The organism is Nonomuraea sp. NPDC050451, from assembly GCF_044458585.1.
The window spans coordinates 32,877-48,886 of the sequence record NZ_JBITHZ010000039.1; the positions used below are offsets into that span (position 1 = coordinate 32,877).

The 16,010-nt window shown below is 68.3% G+C and carries 17 protein-coding genes; 9 read left to right on the forward strand and 8 right to left on the reverse strand.

Going from position 1 to position 16,010, the window contains the following annotated elements:
- Positions 1–777 precede the first annotated feature (777 nt).
- Positions 778–1,719, forward strand: coding sequence for an esterase/lipase family protein (locus ACIBI9_RS55935; protein WP_397235593.1), 942 nt, complete (start codon positions 778–780; stop codon positions 1,717–1,719).
- 247 nt (positions 1,720–1,966) lie between these two features.
- On the opposite strand, the gene ACIBI9_RS55940 is transcribed toward ACIBI9_RS55935, so the two are convergent.
- The 3 genes from ACIBI9_RS55940 to ACIBI9_RS55950 form a co-directional block, all read right to left on the reverse strand.
- Positions 1,967–2,407 carry a hypothetical protein gene (locus tag ACIBI9_RS55940; RefSeq protein ID WP_397235594.1) on the reverse strand — a complete coding sequence of 147 codons (441 nt, stop codon included), beginning with the start codon at positions 2,405–2,407 and terminating at the stop codon, positions 1,967–1,969.
- Between the two features lie 129 nt (positions 2,408–2,536).
- Entirely contained in the window at positions 2,537–3,958 is a 1,422-nt protein-coding gene (locus ACIBI9_RS55945; protein WP_397235595.1) for an MFS transporter, read from the reverse strand.
- Between the two features lie 200 nt (positions 3,959–4,158).
- Positions 4,159–4,671 carry a DUF6069 family protein gene (locus ACIBI9_RS55950; RefSeq protein WP_397235596.1) on the reverse strand — a complete coding sequence of 171 codons (513 nt, stop codon included), beginning with the start codon at positions 4,669–4,671 and terminating at the stop codon, positions 4,159–4,161.
- A 10-nt stretch (positions 4,672–4,681) separates the two neighbouring features.
- On the opposite strand from ACIBI9_RS55950, the gene ACIBI9_RS55955 reads away from it, so the two are divergent.
- Entirely contained in the window at positions 4,682–5,257 is a 576-nt protein-coding gene (locus ACIBI9_RS55955) for a TetR-like C-terminal domain-containing protein (protein WP_397235597.1), read from the forward strand.
- Position 5,258: 1 nt separating this feature from the next.
- On the forward strand, positions 5,259–6,851 hold the full coding sequence (locus ACIBI9_RS55960; RefSeq protein ID WP_397235598.1) for an MDR family MFS transporter: 1,593 nt from the start codon (positions 5,259–5,261) through the stop codon (positions 6,849–6,851).
- A gap of 257 nt (positions 6,852–7,108) precedes the next feature.
- Here the strand turns inward: ACIBI9_RS55960 and ACIBI9_RS55965 are convergent, their stop codons facing one another.
- On the reverse strand, positions 7,109–8,035 hold the full coding sequence (locus ACIBI9_RS55965) for a LuxR C-terminal-related transcriptional regulator (RefSeq protein ID WP_397235599.1): 927 nt from the start codon (positions 8,033–8,035) through the stop codon (positions 7,109–7,111).
- Between the two features lie 239 nt (positions 8,036–8,274).
- Here ACIBI9_RS55965 and ACIBI9_RS55970 point away from each other — a divergent pair, with 239 nt between their 5' ends.
- Entirely contained in the window at positions 8,275–8,508 is a 234-nt protein-coding gene (locus ACIBI9_RS55970) for a heavy-metal-associated domain-containing protein (protein ID WP_397235600.1), read from the forward strand.
- Between the two features lie 449 nt (positions 8,509–8,957).
- Here the strand turns inward: ACIBI9_RS55970 and ACIBI9_RS55975 are convergent, their stop codons facing one another.
- Complete coding sequence (locus ACIBI9_RS55975) at positions 8,958–9,476, reverse strand: alpha/beta fold hydrolase (protein ID WP_397235601.1); 519 nt, start codon at positions 9,474–9,476, stop codon at positions 8,958–8,960.
- Here ACIBI9_RS55975 and ACIBI9_RS55980 point away from each other — a divergent pair.
- The 3 genes from ACIBI9_RS55980 to ACIBI9_RS55990 all read left to right on the forward strand — a co-directional run bounded on the left by ACIBI9_RS55980 (position 9,397) and on the right by ACIBI9_RS55990 (position 12,048).
- Positions 9,397–9,828: a phosphotransferase family protein gene (locus ACIBI9_RS55980; RefSeq protein ID WP_397235602.1), complete on the forward strand. Its 432-nt coding sequence runs from the start codon at positions 9,397–9,399 to the stop codon at positions 9,826–9,828. The two genes, ACIBI9_RS55975 and ACIBI9_RS55980, sit on opposite strands and share 80 nt — an antisense overlap.
- 84 nt (positions 9,829–9,912) lie before the next feature.
- Complete coding sequence (locus tag ACIBI9_RS55985; protein ID WP_397235603.1) at positions 9,913–10,308, forward strand: tyrosine-type recombinase/integrase; 396 nt, start codon at positions 9,913–9,915, stop codon at positions 10,306–10,308.
- A 429-nt stretch (positions 10,309–10,737) separates the two neighbouring features.
- Positions 10,738–12,048, forward strand: a complete 1,311-nt coding sequence (locus tag ACIBI9_RS55990; protein ID WP_397235604.1) for a serine hydrolase domain-containing protein — start codon at positions 10,738–10,740, stop codon at positions 12,046–12,048.
- 65 nt (positions 12,049–12,113) lie between these two features.
- Here the strand turns inward: ACIBI9_RS55990 and ACIBI9_RS55995 are convergent, their stop codons facing one another.
- Entirely contained in the window at positions 12,114–12,893 is a 780-nt protein-coding gene (locus tag ACIBI9_RS55995) for an SDR family NAD(P)-dependent oxidoreductase (RefSeq protein ID WP_397235605.1), read from the reverse strand.
- 284 nt (positions 12,894–13,177) lie between these two features.
- Between ACIBI9_RS55995 and ACIBI9_RS56000 the strand changes: the two genes are divergently transcribed.
- On the forward strand, positions 13,178–13,822 hold the full coding sequence (locus ACIBI9_RS56000) for a TetR/AcrR family transcriptional regulator (RefSeq protein WP_397235606.1): 645 nt from the start codon (positions 13,178–13,180) through the stop codon (positions 13,820–13,822).
- A gap of 360 nt (positions 13,823–14,182) precedes the next feature.
- A complete protein-coding gene (locus tag ACIBI9_RS56005; RefSeq protein WP_397235607.1) occupies positions 14,183–14,491 on the forward strand; it encodes a hypothetical protein in 309 nt (102 codons plus the stop codon).
- A gap of 68 nt (positions 14,492–14,559) precedes the next feature.
- Here the strand turns inward: ACIBI9_RS56005 and ACIBI9_RS56010 are convergent, their stop codons facing one another.
- Positions 14,560–14,886, reverse strand: coding sequence for a recombinase family protein (locus ACIBI9_RS56010; protein WP_397235608.1), 327 nt, complete (start codon positions 14,884–14,886; stop codon positions 14,560–14,562).
- Between the two features lie 469 nt (positions 14,887–15,355).
- On the reverse strand, positions 15,356–15,964 hold the full coding sequence (locus ACIBI9_RS56015; protein ID WP_397235609.1) for a TetR/AcrR family transcriptional regulator: 609 nt from the start codon (positions 15,962–15,964) through the stop codon (positions 15,356–15,358).
- Between the last annotated feature and the right edge of the window lie 46 nt (positions 15,965–16,010).

A 16,010-nucleotide genomic window follows, 5' to 3' on the forward strand; every position in this document is an offset into this window, starting at 1 on the left:
GAGAAAGGTGGGAATCGGCCAGGTAGGGCGCAACCCGCGACCTTCCCCCTCTCCATGCCCGGCGGAGACATGCTCGGGGGGCACCTCGGCAAGCGTGTGTTGCCGCATAGCAGGCTCATTGGTGCCGACCGGGCGGTGAGTCGGCTTGGTGATCGGGTGATTCGCCGTTCTCGGCACGATCTTCTTCACCGCTGTCACCGGTTCAGCCACCGGAGCACCGGTGCTGCCCGACTACAGTCACGCGCTCACTCACGTACATGGACGATCATGATGGCGGCGAGCAGGGCATCGGCCCGCTGTGCGCAGGCGGGTCAGAGTCTGGCGGTAGGAGCGCAGGGTGGCGGCGTCCAACTCCCAGCGGCAGCGCCGCGGACGCCCGCGCAGCTCGTTCAACTGCTGCTGTGGCGGCGGACTTCTCCATGCTCCGTCGCCACAGTATGTCCGACGCTCAGGAACGCCGAAGTCCTGGCGCTGCTTCCCGACGCAGGCGGCGCCCATGTGAACCGGCCGATCCGGCGACCCACCTGACGTGCCTGACCTGCAGGTGTGATCAGCGGCTCCTGAGCGCGAGAGCGTCCGCGCCAGGCCTGCCCTTGAACCACGCCGAGCCATGCACGGCATCGACCTCGCCATGACGCCGAGAGGCTCGTCATCCCGGGCCCCACGCCTGCTTGGTCGCGAGCCGGCAGGAACGGCGGGATCCGAAGGTCAACTCATTCACAGAATGATCGTCTGCGCGCTACTCTGCCTCCGGCCTAACGGAAACGGAGACCGTGGATGCCCAAATTAGCCAGATCCGGTTTTGCCCTGCCCTTAGTCGGGGCCATAGTCGCGGCCACCCTGATCGCCACCGCACCGGCCGCGTCAGCCGCGCCCGCGCGCGGCAACGGACACCGGGTCACCGTCATGGTCCACGGGTTCGACCGCGAGGCCGACATCAGCTGCTCCGGCGCATGGAACAGCGCCAAGAATCTGCTGAACGCAAATGGCTGGGGCGACGTCGTCACCTTCGGCTACTACAACAAGGCCACCAACTGCGACCTCAGGCTCCAGGGGACCACCGACACGCGCATCCAGGAGGTCGGCCGCCAGTTCGCGTGGACCGTCTACTACCTGTACTCCAGCAAGGACGTGGCAATCGACGTCGTAACGCACTCCATGGGCGGTCTGGTCGCGAAGGCCGCCATCGAAGGCGTCAACAGGTACGGCGTGGGCAAGCCGCCGCCCGACCTGAGCGGGCTGACGGTCGATCCGAACAACCTCGGCGCGACCGTGTGGCCCAGAGACTGGCCCCCATTCCTGTACATCGAGGACATGGTCACGTTCGCCACACCACACCTGGGCATCGGCAGCGCGGTGGTGACCGCGTGCGCCCTCACCCACGAGCAGTGCAGCGACATGCGTCCGGGCAGCGGCTTCATCAGCTGGCTGGGAAAACAGCCGCTCTCCCAGATGGGTACGGACTACACCTTCCTCGCCTCGAGGCACGATGACACGGTCAGCGCCGACTCGGCGACCAACAAGCGCACTGCCCACCATTGGGCACTCTACGGCTCGAACGCCGACGGTGGCACGCTGAGTCACACCTCCATCCGCAACACCTCAACCGGCGACTGGCAAGCGTCGTACGGGGGGCAGTTCAGCGACGAGGGTGAGGGCTCGTATCCGGCACCGCTCCTGCGGATGCTGGACGGCCTGTACGACCAGCAGGCCCAGTAGCGCAGAACGACGACCGGCACGCCACGGGGGTGGCGTGCCGTCAAAAAAACAAAGCAAGGTGCCCGTGTCTGAACCCATCCGCCCAGGTGTACGGGACCGAAGCGAAAGAGACGCGGCGACCCGCCGTTCGTGGGAGCGTCGCTGTGACGCGGACCTGAACGGCTCTCCGCGCGCCTGAGCTATGCGGCGCGCCGATCACTGTGTCTCACCGGACCTGAGGCATGAGCAGGGCGCTGAGCTGGTTGCCTCAGTTTGAGTGAGACAGGGATGCCGTCGCGTCCCGCTCAAACTGAGGCAGTCTTCGTTTGCTACCACCGGCTTGTACGGCTACCACCAGCGACGCGGGGCCGATCTGCCGATCAGCGGCCGGGGCGTGTCTCCATCGAGTCGGCGGGTGCGGCGGGTGCACCGGCGACGCGACCGGGAACGGGTTCGCCTGCCGGGCCGGCGCCTCCGCCAAGGTCTCCACGCCCAGCTCCAGGTCCGACTTGGCCGGCGTCGCCTCGAACGTGCCCGCGGCCAGCTCATCGGCCAGCGCCAGGATGACCGTGTTGCTCGCCGAGAACGTCTCCACCGCGGCCACGTACTGGTCGACCTTCGCGGCCGTGGCCGTGTTCAGGTTCTGGGCCTGCCGGCGCTCGCCGGTCTCGCCCCACAGCCACAGGTCATCGCGCTGCTCCCCGAACACCTGCCGCTGCGCGCGGGGCTTCGATGGGGATCCGGTCGATCGCCTTGCGGTTGGCGGTGGTGGTCAGCCAGGCGGCGGGTTGGGAGGCACCCCGTCGGCCGGCCATCCTCGCCACGTTTGGCCGGTTGCTCACTGCTGGGGTTCTGACGGTGCCTTGCGGGGCATCAGGGCGACGACCGGGAGGCTGAGGGCGGTGACGGCCAGAACGACGATGAGACTGACTTTCATCGCGTGGCCCAGTCCGGAGGCCGCGGCTTGGAAGAAGATCGAGGTGACCGCGGCCGAGCCGATCGCTGATGCGAGTTGCTGGATCGAGCTGAACGAGCCGCTGGCGCTGCCGGCTTCCTCAGGGCTCGCGTCGCCGAGAGCGACGGTGGGGATCGTGGCGAAGCTGAGGCCAATGCCGACGCCGATGACGAACATCGCCGGGGCCAGCGCCCAGAGGCTGACGTTCGTCCCGGAGTGAGCGACGAGGGCCAGTACCCAACCGCAACCGACGAGGTCGACGGTGAGGCCGATGAAGACGAGCCGGCGACCGAGCTTGGCAACCAGGCCACCCATGGCGGCGAACCCGGCGGCGACGAGCCCCAGGGTGAGCGGTACCAGGCCGAGCGAGGTGTCCCGCGGGCTGGCGTGCAGCCCCTCCTGCAGGAACAGCGACAGCACGAAGAGCAGGCCGCTGCCGGCGGCGACGGCGACCAGGCACACGAGCAATCCGGAAGTGAAACCCCGGTTCTTCATGAGCGAGGGCTTGATGAGCGGGTGGGTCGCGGTGCGCTGGCGGTAGGCGAAGGCAGCGAAGAACAGGACGCCGACGACACTCGAGACGATCGGGATGACGCCCCAGCCGTTGGTCGCGCCCTCGATCAGGCCGTACAGCAGCCCGAGCATGGTAACCCCAAGCAGGCCGGAGGCCCAGCCGTCGACGACGGTGGACCGGTCGCCGTCGCCGTCACGCGGCAGGATCTTGACGGCCATGATCAGCCCGATAACGCCAAGGATGATGTTGATGAGGAAGATCGGGCGCCAGGACAGACCGAACACGTCGGCGCTGATGAGGAAACCGGCCAGGACCGGGCCGCCGACACTGGAGAGGCCGAGAACCGGGCCGAACAGCCCGAACGCCTTGGCGAGCATGTCACGGTCGAATGCTTTCGTCACGATCGCCATGCCTTGCGGGATGAGCAGCGCCCCGAACGCTCCCTGAGCAACCCGGGCGACGATGAGCAGGGCCGGGTCAGGTGAGAACCCGGCGATTGCCGACGCCAGGGTGAACCCGCCCATGCCGATCAGGAAAAGCCTGCGTTGGCCGAACTTGTCACCCAGCCGTCCGCCGACCACGAGCAGGACACCCATGGCGAGCATGTACGCCGGTCCCAACCACTTGATCAGACTCTCACCGCCGTTGAGATCGCGGGCGATGGTGGGGGCGGCGACGTTCGTAACTGTTGCATCGATCACGTCGAGGGCGTCGGCAAGCAGCACCAGCCCCAGGATCGCCCACATCAGACGGCTGGAGCGGCGTGTGGTGACTGTGCCCGGCTCCGTCAAGGTAGTCATGAGGAACGTCCTTCTCGGTTCCGTCGGGGCGCCCCTCCTGGGCGGCCTCTCACCCCCTCTACGAAGACCCTCGACCCGATCCGACACCGCCCACAAAAAATTCGTCGAGATCTTCCGGCGCATGTGTCGTAAGCGGACCGACCACGGTGGTGTGGAGGCACCTACGCACGCTTCTCAGCCGCGTGCGACGCCTAGAGCTGTCGCGGCGCTCTCCGGATCGCCCACGTCAGGCCCGATATGACAATCGCCGCTGCCCGCACATGACCACCTGCGAGCAGGAGCCTGGCCGATGTAGTCGTGTGGCTCAGAGCAAGCTGGAGCGCGAACCAGACCGTGGTCACCGCGAGTGCGACCCGGACGAAGGTCTGTTGCGGCGGGGCGGCTCGACGCACGACACCTACCGCAAGGACGGATCCGAATGCGGCGCACAGGACGACGCCGAACCGCAATAGGCCGGCCGGGACGCGCTGCCACCGCAGCAGAGCGTCGGCGGCAAATACCCCGCCGTCATCCCCGCCACCGCAGCCGCCCCCCTCGTCCGCAGGCTCCGCACTGTGCCGCCCGGCCTCCTGAGTCCGGATCGCGGCTCCCGGCCCGGTCTCAAGGACGGGTGCGGGCTGGTTGACGAGAACGATGTCGGTATCGGCGGTCGTCACCGGGACCGGTCCTCGCATAGTATCGAAACGAAACGATTTCTTTTTCATTGGAGGGATTGTGGAGGGTCGTTCAAAGCTCACGCCCGAGCGCGAGGCCGAGATCTACGAGACCGTGGTGCGCCTGATCGGCGAGCATGGCTACGAACGGTTGACGATGCAGCAGATCGCGGCCGCCACGCGGGCGAGCACCGCGACGTTGTACCGCCGCTGGAAGGGCAAGCCCCATCTGGTCACCGAGGCGCTGAGGCATGCCGCACCGCCGCCGTTGGCCGACATCGACACCGGGAGCCTGCGTGGCGACTTCCTCGAGGGCGGACGCCGCATGGCCGCCATCGCCGACGACCAGGAGGCGGTCATGTCGGCTCTGGCGCACGCCTCCAGGACCGATCCCGAACTCCAGGACGCGATGAACGAGGTCCTGGCCGCGCCGATGGCGGAGGCCGCCCGCCGCATCATCGACCGGGCCGCCGCGCGCGGCGAGATCGCCCCCGACTCCCCCGGCCGCGAGTTCATCCCCGAACTGCTCCTGGCCTCGGTCCTCGTGCGCCGCACCCGCACCGGCCGCGGCATCGACGAGGACCATACGGCGCGCTTCGTCGACGCCGTCATCCTGCCGGTACTGGGGGTCCGCTGACATGACCGGCACCCCGCACACCCCGCACGCCACCGTGGCGGCGACGGCCTCGAAGCTTCCGGCGCGCTTCGGCTGGATCTACGCCGCCCTGATCGTCTCGATGCTGCTGTCGGCACTCGACCAGACCATCGTCGCCACCGCTCTGCCGACCATCGTCGGCGAGCTCGACGGACTGTCCGAGATGGCCTGGGTGACCACCGGCTACATCCTGGCCGTCACCATCGGCATGCCCGTCTACGGCAAGCTCGGCGACCTCATCGGACGGCGACCGCTGTTCCTGTGGGCACTAGCGATCTTCATCGCGGGATCTCTGCTGTCCGGCCTCTCCCAGGACATCGGCCAGCTCATCGCCTTCCGCGCCCTCCAAGGCCTCGGCGGCGGCGGACTCATGATCTGCACCCAGGCCATCCTCGCCGACCTCGTGCCAGTGCGCCAGCGGGCCAAGTACATGGGCGCCATCGGCGCGGTCTTCGGCCTGTCCTCAGTAGCCGGTCCGCTCCTGGGCGGCTGGATCACCGACAACGCCTCGTGGCGGTGGGCCTTCTGGATCAACGTCCCCCTCGGCGTCGCCGCGTTCGCCATCAGCTACTTCGGCATCCGGCTCCCCAAGCCCGACCGGACGGTCAGACTCGACTACCTCGGAACCGCCCTCATGGCCATCACGGTCACCAGCCTGGTGCTGGTCGCCGACTGGGGCGGCAACGATCACGCCTGGGACTCGCCGCTGATCCTGTCGCTCATCGCAGTGACCATCGCCGGCTCGATCGCCTTCGTCCTGGTCGAGCGGCGCGCCGCCGAACCGCTCATCCCGCTGAGCATGCTGCGCAACCGGGTGTTCGCCCTGTCCACCGTCATCGGCATGATCGCCATCGGCGCCGGCATGTTCGCCGTCATCGGCTACATGCCGACCTACCTTCAGATGGTCTACGGCCACTCGGCGACCGCCTCAGGACTGCTCCTGCTGCCGATGGTGGCCGGCCTGATGCTCACCGCCACCGTCTCCGGCCAGCTCATCGCCAAGATCGGCCGCTACAAGGGCTTCGTCATCTCGGGTCTGGTCATCGTCCCGGCGGGCGTGTACCTGCTGTCGACCCTCAACGCGGACTCGCCGGTCCAGCTGGTGTGCGCCTATCTGGCGCTGCTCGGCGCCGGCATGGGCCTGCTCATGCAGAACCTGGTCCTGGCCGTGCAGAACGCCTTCCCGCGCAGCGAGGTCGGCACCGCCACCTCCGCCAACAACTTCTTCCGTGAGATCGGCGCGACCGTCGCCACAGCCGCGGTCGGCGCGCTGTTCGCCGAGCGGCTCACCGGCTCCCTGTCCGACCTCGCGCCGAGCCTGGGCGGGACGGGCACCGACTCGCTCACCCCCGCGCTCGTTCGCTCGCTGCCCGAGTCCGTTCGCGATCAGGTGGTGCATTCTTACGTCGACGCGCTCCTGCCGATCTTCGCGGGCCTGTCCGTGGTCGCCCTCGCAGCCCTGGCACTCGCGTTCTTCCTGCCCGACCGCGGGCTGCGGGAGGACGAACCCGAATCGGAGACCGCAGACGCCGAGGCGCTTCAAACCGTCGCAGCCGACCGGCGGAGCGGCGCATGATCGCAGAACTGGAGGCCCCGGCTCGGCGAGCCGGGCTGAGCAGGGCGGTGGTGGCCCGTGCACAGTTCGTTCTCACCGTCGATGCCGGCATCCAGCTTCCCAACTTCACCGTCACTGTCGCCAACTCAACGAACCTCAGCGGTCGAGCGTGCCTCCCGGATTTCCGTCGGGGGAGGACGACCACAGCACCCAACGCGTGAGGACCGACAGAAAGTGCCGGAACACGCCCAGAGTGAAGCGTCCAGGTCGTTCGCTGTTCAACTGACATCGAGGAGGCCGAGCCGTGCCGCTCGTACGCCCGCCTGGAAGCGGCTGCTCGCCCCCAGCATCGCCGTGAGCTCACCCACCAGACGGGTGACGGTACGAGTGGAGACGCCCATGCTGCGGGCGATGGCCGAGTCCTTCTGGCCGGCGGCCAGCATGCGCAGGACGGCCCGCTGCTGCTCGGTGAGCGTGACGCCGTCGGCCGGTCGGGGCACATCGTCGGGCTCAGAGGCGGTCGTCCAGCAGTAGTCGTAGATCGCTGCGAGGGATCTCACCAGGCTCCCACCTCGGATGAGGATGCTGCCTGCTTCGGGGTCATGAGGGTCGGCCTGGACGACGGCGGTTCGGCGGTCGTAGATGAGCATCCGCGTGGGAATCACCGGGGCGACCCGGACCTCGATGTTGAGCCGTCGCCAGCGGCCCATGAATTCGCGGATCAGCGGGTTCGACAGGGCGATCTGCGCGTGCAGTGCTCGCATGCGCACGCCGTTGCGCATGGTCGTCTCGCTGCGGACGAGCCCCTCCTCCAGGGATTCGCGCGTCCATGCGGCGATCGGGTGCATGCCGAGCACTTCGATCTCGGCCAGTTCGGCCAGTTCGTTGATGCGCTCGGACAGTTGATCGCTGCGATCCAGCCACGGGAAGAACTCGATGTGCGCGTGGTTGTCCGCCTGTTCGGGCAGGTGGAGGTAGTGCTTGGCCAGTGCTGCCGTTCTCACGTGCTGCTCGACGAGGCCGTCCAGCAACCGGTGAGTGTTCTGCAGGGTGCGCTTGAGCGTGACCGTCACGTCGGCGGCCGTCTGCGTTTCCGGGTTCAGAAGGTCGAGCCGGGTGAGCTGGTCACGGGCACGGTCGATCTCCGCCGCCGCCAGGCCGAGTTCGTCCGCGGCCTCGGGCAGCGACTCTCCTCGCTGGTGCATCCGGGCGTACAGCGATCGAGTGACACGGTCCTCCGCGGAAGACGGCTGCCCGTCCACTGGACTCCTTTCACCATGGGCCAACGCTGAACATTGGCATAACTGGCCCTTTGTCGGCAAAGGGGTCCACTTTCCGCCATGTCCTACTTCGGAAGCCTGCTAGCCCTCCACGAATCACTGGGCTTGCAGCACGATCCCTGGGTGAGGCGAAGCACCATCGCCGTGAACAAGGAGGGATCCATTTGATCACCGTTGCGTACAGTCTCGTCGCCTACCGCGTCACCGGCCTGTCGTCGGCGACGTGCGAGCACTGCCTGGCCGCAGTCAAGCTGGAGCTGATTCAGGTGCCGGGAGTCGTGGGGGTGGACGCGGATCCGGCAGAAGGCCGCGTGAGCATCCTTACTGACGGCCCCGTCGACGAGGGGCAGGTCCGCGCGGCCATTGAGGCGGCCGGCTGCACCGTCGAAGGTTCCTGACCTGCCCGTGGCCGGGTCCGCCACGTTGGGTGGCGGACCCGGCCGGTCGGCAAGGAGTCGGCGTGAGTGATTCCTTAGGCGAGAGGTGGGAGCCCGCAAGGGCATGTCGGGGCGGGCGCTGGCGCGAGCAGGGCCGCCGGCTGACTCTTCTCCCAGCCTTCCTCGACAACGCCCCTGGTCCGCAGATCTCAACAAACGGTGATCAGCTTCTTGGCCGTCCCGACTTTCTCACGCTGCTGGCAGCCTTTGGCGCGGGAAGGTCGAGGTCTCTGGCAACGGCTCGAGGAGACCCGCCTGCGCACTGCCGTCCTTGGGCGGAACGTGCGCGAGCTTCGCGATCAGATGCGTGAGATGAAAGACGAGATCCGTCGCGCTCAGGCCCGCGCTGACACCGTCTTCCTTGGCCTGCCGCTGGACCGAGTTGCGGGTGGACCTGCAACGGAACCCGCTTATGAAACAAGCCCGGACGGCCGCGCAGCTACGAAGAACTCGGCGAATGTCTTGGCGAGTGTCTTGGGATGGGTGAGCGGGACGGCGTGCCCGGCGCCGGGGATCTCGCGCACCTGTGCGTTGGGGATGTGGTCGGCCAAGTGCCGCGCGCTGGCGTGGTAGAAGGGAATGGTGTCGGATCCGTGCAACACCAGCACTGGAGCGGAGATCGCGCCGAACGCGGCCGGATCCTCAGCGGTGGGGTCTTCGTAGGCCACCACTTGCTGGAGCATGTTGAGTAGGTGCGGGACGTAAGCGGCCTGTGGCCTCGAAGTAGCCGGCGTCCTCGGCCACGGCCGTCTCCTCGTTGAAGGGCCCGCCCGCGGACCGCAGCCGTCAAGTCGCCACCCTTGCCCGTTACGTCCGGGACGAAAGCATGAGGGCGCCGCGGCGATCAACGTGATCCGCAAGCCCGCGCCGCCCTTTGAGGGGCGATTCCTGCACTGGGATTTCCAACCCGGCAACGTGCTGTTCGACATGTCGCCCCCAAGCCCGGCAGGTCCCCGGATCACCGGCGTCGTCGACTGGGTCGCAACCTCCTGGGGCCCGGCAGACCTCGATGTCGCGCACTGCTCCACCAATCTCGCGCTGCTGCACGGACCGGCGTGGGGCCTGCGGTTCGCTGAGGCGTATGAGGAAGCCGGCGGGGTGCTGGCCGCGGCCACGAGCGAGCGGCTGTACTGGCAGGTGCGGGACGCGCTGGCCTGCTCAGAAGAAGTGCAGTCGGTGTCGCAGCCATGGCGGGAGGCAGGCAGGACAGAGCTGACGACGCGATCCGTGGAGGAGCGGCTGGACGCCTATGTCACCGCCCTGATGGACGCGCTGGGCTGAGCTCAGGCGGTCCGGGCGCAGCCCCGATGGCGATCTCGAAAACGCCTACCGCCACAGGATTGGCAGCGCGGGTGGTGTTGGTCTGTGACTGTACTCGGCCGCGACCAGCCGCTGGCTGAGATCGGCACCGCGCTCGCCGACCTGTGGGGCGCGAGCGCGCCGGCGACCTGGAACCGCAACCGCGCCGCCGTCGCCTCCTGGCTCACCTGGTGCCAGACCAAGAAGCACTGGGCCGCCTCGGCGGTCCAGACCGACGCCGAACGCCGCAAGGAGAGCGCCGACGAGACCCGCGCGGTGGCCAAGACCACGATCCACCGGCTGCTGTCGCGCCGTGACATCTCTCTGCGTGAGCGGGCGCTGTGGCGGATGCTCCATGAAACAGCGGCCAGAGCCTCGGAGATCCTGGCGCTGAATGTCGAGGACCTCGACCTGGACCACCGGCGCGCCCCCGTCCGGTCCAAGGGCGGCACCGTCGAGTGAGTGTGCTGGGAGACGGGCACCGCCCACCTGCTGCCTCGTCTGCTCCGGCTCCCCGACGGCACCTGACGTACCCGCGGCCCGCTGTCCTTGTCCCGAACGGCGCCCAGTCCCGGCCCGCCGCCCAGCAGCCGCCGACATCTGCCCGCACACCGGCCACGCCCGCTCGGCTACGACCGCGCCCGCGTCCTGCTGGAGAAGCACGCCGGGCTCGATCCAGCTACAGCACAGCGCCGCCACCCACCTCGGCGACGCCGAGATCCCGCTGCACACTCGCACCGCCATGCGCTACGTCAAACCCGGCCCTGAGGCCGGTGGCGCACCGACGGCGTCACCTCCTGCCATTCGCGTGTACTTAACGACAGGCCCTGTCAGATGCGATCCCGGACTGGTTCGCGATCACAGGTGGAGGCATGCCACTAGCCTGGCGGGATGGGATGGGATCTGGGCGAGCTTGTCGCGAAGTACGACATACCGGGCGCTCAGGTCGCCGTGCTGGCCAACGGGGAGATCCGGGACGAGGCTGCGGGCGTACTGAGTCTGCGCACCCGAGTCGAGGCCACGACCGACTCGGTGTTCAAGATCGGCTCGATCACCAAGATCTGGACAGCCACGCTGATCCAGCAACTGGTCGACGACGGTGTGCTGGATCTCGACCGTCCCGTCCGCGACTACCTGCCCGGCTTTCGGCTGAGCGACCCAGCCGCCACCGCGTCCCTGACCGCCCGCCACCTGCTCACCCACACCGGCGGTATCGACGGCAACCACTTCACCGACACCGGTCGCAACAACGACGCGATCGAGAAGTTCGTCGCCACCCTCGCCGAGGCGGACCAGCTCCTCCCGCCTGACACCGTCTTCTCCTACTCCAACAGCGGGTACGTGGTGCTCGGCAGGCTGGTGGAGGTGTTGCGCCACAAGCCCTTCCACGACGTCCTCCGCGAACGCCTGGTGACACCACTGGGCCTGCACACCGCCGCTACCGACACCTACGAGGCGATCCTGCACCGCGCCGCGGTCGGCCACATCCAGACCGGCGGTGAGACCGTTCCGGCGAAAAAGTGGGCGGTTTCCTACTACTCCGCGCCCAGCGGCTCGCACCTCGCGATCAGCGCACGCGACCTGCTGGAGTTCGTCCGCCTGCACCTCACCGACCCCGCGCTGGCGGCACTGCGCGAACCCCAGGTCGAATCCGTCCCGGACTTCGGCGGCGGCGTCATCGGCTGGGGGCTTGGCTGGATGCTCTACCAGGACGGCGTCATCGGCCACACCGGTGTCTCCAAGGGGCAGAAGGCATTTCTTCGCGTCGTCCCATCGGCGGGTGTGGCGGTGGCCGTGCTGACCAACAGCACGGGCGGTGAGCCACTGGCCTACGAGATCTTCGGTGCGGCTCTCAGGGACCTTGCCGGCGTCGAGACGGCACCACTACCCGTGCCGCCCCTGAACCCGACCGGGATCGACGCGGACCGCATGTGCGGCACCTACCGCTCCACCCTGTACGACATCACCCTTACCAGCGAGCACGACCACGCGTTCCTCACCTACCGCCCACGTAATGAAATCGCCGAGTCCTTCCTCGGCGGGTCCGAGAACCGCGTCGAGGTCGTCCGCCTCAACGACAGCTCGGTCATCACCGCCGAACCGAAGTCCGACGGCCACCAGGTCCTGTCCCTGGTCGGCTCCGACGGGCACGGCCGCGCCCGCTTCCTGCACAACGGCGCCGCCGCCTACCGGATCGCTTGATGGTCACCGCCGACGACGGACCCGAACGGAGGGCCCCAACGTCTGTTCCGCACCCCCGAGAGCCGTCAGTAATGGATGGCGCCCTTCGCGCCACCGCTCGCGATCACCGCGTCGCCGTTGATGGCGACGCTGAGCGGGCTGGCGAGGAAGGCGACCACCGCTGCGACCTCCTCGGGCTGCACGAGCCGGCCGATGGAGACGGAGGCCGCCATCCGGCTCTCGAACTCTTCCCCGGTCGTCCCGCTCTTCGCCGCCAACTCGCCGACGATGTCCACCATGGTCTCCGTACGGGTGGCGCCGGGGTGGACCACGGTGACGTTGATGCCGCTGGGCCCGAGCTCGTCCGCCAGGTTCTTGGTCATGGCGGCGACGGCCACGTTGCGGACCGAGCCGGCGATCGAGCCGCTCTGGCGGGCCGCGAGCCCGGCGATGTTGATGATGCGCCCCCAGCCGCGCTCCGCCATGGCCGGGGCGAACGCGCGGACGCAGCGGAGGTAGCCGCGCACCTTGATGTTGATCTCGGCTTCCAGGTCGTCGTCCGGAATCGCCCCCCGATTGGTGGCGGCCGCGTTGTTCACCAGGATGTCCACACCGCCGAGTTCGCGGACGGCGGCCTGCGCCATGGCGGCCACAGACGCGTCGTCGCCGGTGTCCGTGGTGAGGCCGATGACCTGGGCGCCGGTCTCCTTCGCCAGCCGGGCCGCCTGTTCCTCGACGTTGCGGGCGTTCCTGGCGACCAGCGCCACTGCCGCGCCCTCGGCCGCGAGCGCATGGCCGACCGCCAACCCGATTCCCCGGCTGCCACCCGTGACGACGGCGCGCCGCCCGGCCAACCGCAGATCCATGTTTCCTCCGGATAGATTTGCCCGCCCTTGATTCGGGGCATTGGACACTAAATGCAATCAGAAGCAGCCGAACCGGTTGTCACCAGGGCATGCGGCCGCTGTCGTCGAAGAAGCCGCCCGTCTCCTCGGCCAGCTGACGGGCCGTGGCCAGACCCAGTCCCTTGTTGGCGCCCGTGACCAGGGCGACGGTTTCGGCGGACAGCCCAGTCCCCCAGGGTGAGAAACTGAAAGTGCCCCTACACTTAAACGTAGGGTTCCTACGGTTGTCAAACTGGAGAGGCCAGATGCAGCCCGTACTTCCGTCGCGGCGTCCCAAGCGCGCCGACGCCGCCCGCAACTTCGACGCCCTGCTCGCCGCAGCCCGCGACGCGTTCGCCGAGAAGGGGGCGCAGGCGTCGCTGGAGGACGTCGCCCGGCGGGCCGGGGTGAGCATTGCCACCCTCTACCGCAATTTCCCCACCCGCGAAGACCTTGTCGAGGAGGTGCACCGCGAGGAGGTCGAGAAGTTGTGTCGCGCCGCCGCCGAGCTCGGCGACCTCGACCCATGGGAGGCGCTGGCCGCCTGGCTGCGCCGCTTTGTCGACTACATCGGGACCAAGCTGGCCTTCGCCGACGCGCTCAACCGCGCCACCGACAGCTTCCATGCCTGCCGCAAGGCGATGCGCGACGCCGGCGGACCGCTGCTGGAGCGGGCACAGCGCGCGGGCGGCGCGCGTCCCGAGCCGACGATCGACGACCTGCTGCGGATGTTCTCCGGCATCAGCACCATCGAGTACGTCGACGACGCCCAGCGCGAGCGCGTCTTCGGACTTGCCCTCGCCGGGCTGCGGGCCACCCCGGGTGTGGACCCGCAAGGGAACCATTCGCCCGGGCGGGCATCTTCCCCTTTCCGAAAGGCCCATGATCTGGACTCGGGTGAAAGCTTTTAAGGGCTCGATGTCGTCCGGTTCGGCCACCTGTGAGGGGTGGATGTCGGTGCTGAGCAGCAACGGAACGGATGGTGGAGGCGTACCGAATGGATCCGGTCATCGCCGAGCAGCTCGGCCGCCATCTCGATGACTTCCTCACCGACCTGCCAACGCCGGCACCTCCACCCGTATCCGGCGTGCCTACCGCGGCGACCTGATCGCCTTCGCCGCTCACTACAGCGAGGAGGTCGGTGAGCTGACCGGCGATGCCGATCCGCGCCTTCCTGGCCGAGCTCGCCGGCCAGCCGCAAGCGCAAGCGCGCCGCGCTCGCCTCCTTCACCAAGTGGGCGGTCCGCCACGACCTCCTGCAGGCCAACCTGATGGACCGGATCGACACCGTCAAGGTCCCGAAGGCCCTGCCCCGCCCGGCCGCAGCCACCGACGTCGCCAATGTGCTGGCGGTGATCTGCTCGCGGCGGCCGCGCAAGGACCTGCCGCTGGACCGGCTGCGGGATCGGGTGCTGTTCGAGGCCGTCCGCCGCTGCCTCGGCCACGCCTCCACCGAGACAACGCAGTTGTACGCCCTGCCGGACGACAAGGTCGCCGATGCCGAGACCGCCGGTTACCAGCAACTTCCTGTGGGGTGCCGTCAACCAACGCGCCACCAGCCGCCAAGTAGGCGCTGCTGATTGTTCGACGGCAGGGCGGCCTGTGGCGAGTTCGGGCACGTACTTGTAGATGGTCGAGCGGCTGACGTTCAGCAGCCCGACGATCGAGGACACCGTGGTGTCGGGCTGGGCAAGGCGCGGACGTGCCGGACCTGCTCGGGGGTCATCGCGGGAGGGCTGCCGAGCCGCACGCCGCGAGCCTTGGCGGCGGCCAGGCCCTCGTGGGTGCCCTCGACGATCAGCTCGCGGATGAACTCGGCGGGGGCGGTGAAGACGTGGAAGAGGAGCCGGCCGCCAGGGATAGTGGTGTCGAGCGCCTCGTGCAGCGAGCGGAAGCCGATGCCGCGCTTGCGCAGCCCCGCCACGATGGAGATGAGGTCTTGCAGGGAGCGGCCGAGCCGGTCCGGCGAGGGCACCACGAGGGTGTCGCCGGCGCGTGCCGATCCAGGAGTTGCCCGGCGGTGGAGACGCGGGCGTAACCGATCAAGGCGCCGGTGGCGCCAGCGGGTTCGGCGGCCAGAGAGTCATCGACGACAAGAGCGTCACTGCGGTTCCCGGCGTCGGCCGGGGTGATCGTCACCCCGGAATCGTACGAGAGACGGTGGTGGCGAAGTTGTCGGACACTTCGACTTCTCGACACGTTTGTTGGACGCTCCAGCAGCCTCGATCACTGGACCAAAGCCGTACCACCGTCCGCTGAACGGGGAATGGCGACAACTCCGCCCGTTCGGCTCGCTAACGCCACTGGCCGTTCCGTTGTCGATCAAGCCCCTGGTCCGGGTGAGCACCGACAAGCAGAACACCCAGCGGCAAACTCGCAGCCGAGCGGAACCGGTAACTGCCGATCAGCCCGCGCTGCTCGCGAAGACCAGCGCCGGGCGGTTCTCAGGGGAGCGGCCAGTTGCGTAGGGCAGCATCGGCCAACTCCTGGAGTTCATCGCGGCAGACACCGCTCGCGGCTTGCACGGCGATACCGAAGGCCAGAGTGGTGACGTAGCGGGCCAGGAGCCCGCTATCGCTTTCCGGAGGAAGGTCGCCGTCATCGACGGCTCGCTGGAACCGCTCTCGGACGCAGGAGTAGGAACTGTTACGCCAGGCGACGAGAAGGTCGCGGACTTCACGCCCGGAGTCGCTGGCGGCCAGGGCGCCCTGGACGCCCAGGCACCCGTGGGGATGGGCAGGGCGCGTAGTGGTTCGAACGGTGCCGGCCAGGATCGCGGTGGCGACGCCGAGGGCGGTCGGCTCCTCCAGGGCCTGCACCAGATATGCGCTCGGGCCCTCGGTGTAGCGCTCCAGGGCCTTGCGGAACAGTTGCTCCTTGTTGCCGAAGGCCGCGTACATGCTGGTGGTGGAGATGCCCATCGCCTCCGCCAGGTGGGCCGTGCTGGCCCCCTCGTAGCCATGCTCCCAGAAGGCCAGCACGGCGCGCTCGAGAGCTTCGTCGGCGTCGAATTTTCGCGGCCGGCCCATGGGGCCGCTCTGCTTTCTCCCCACTCCCCCAGCCTACCTTCTTTTGCAGCGATCGCTACAGAAGTGCTAC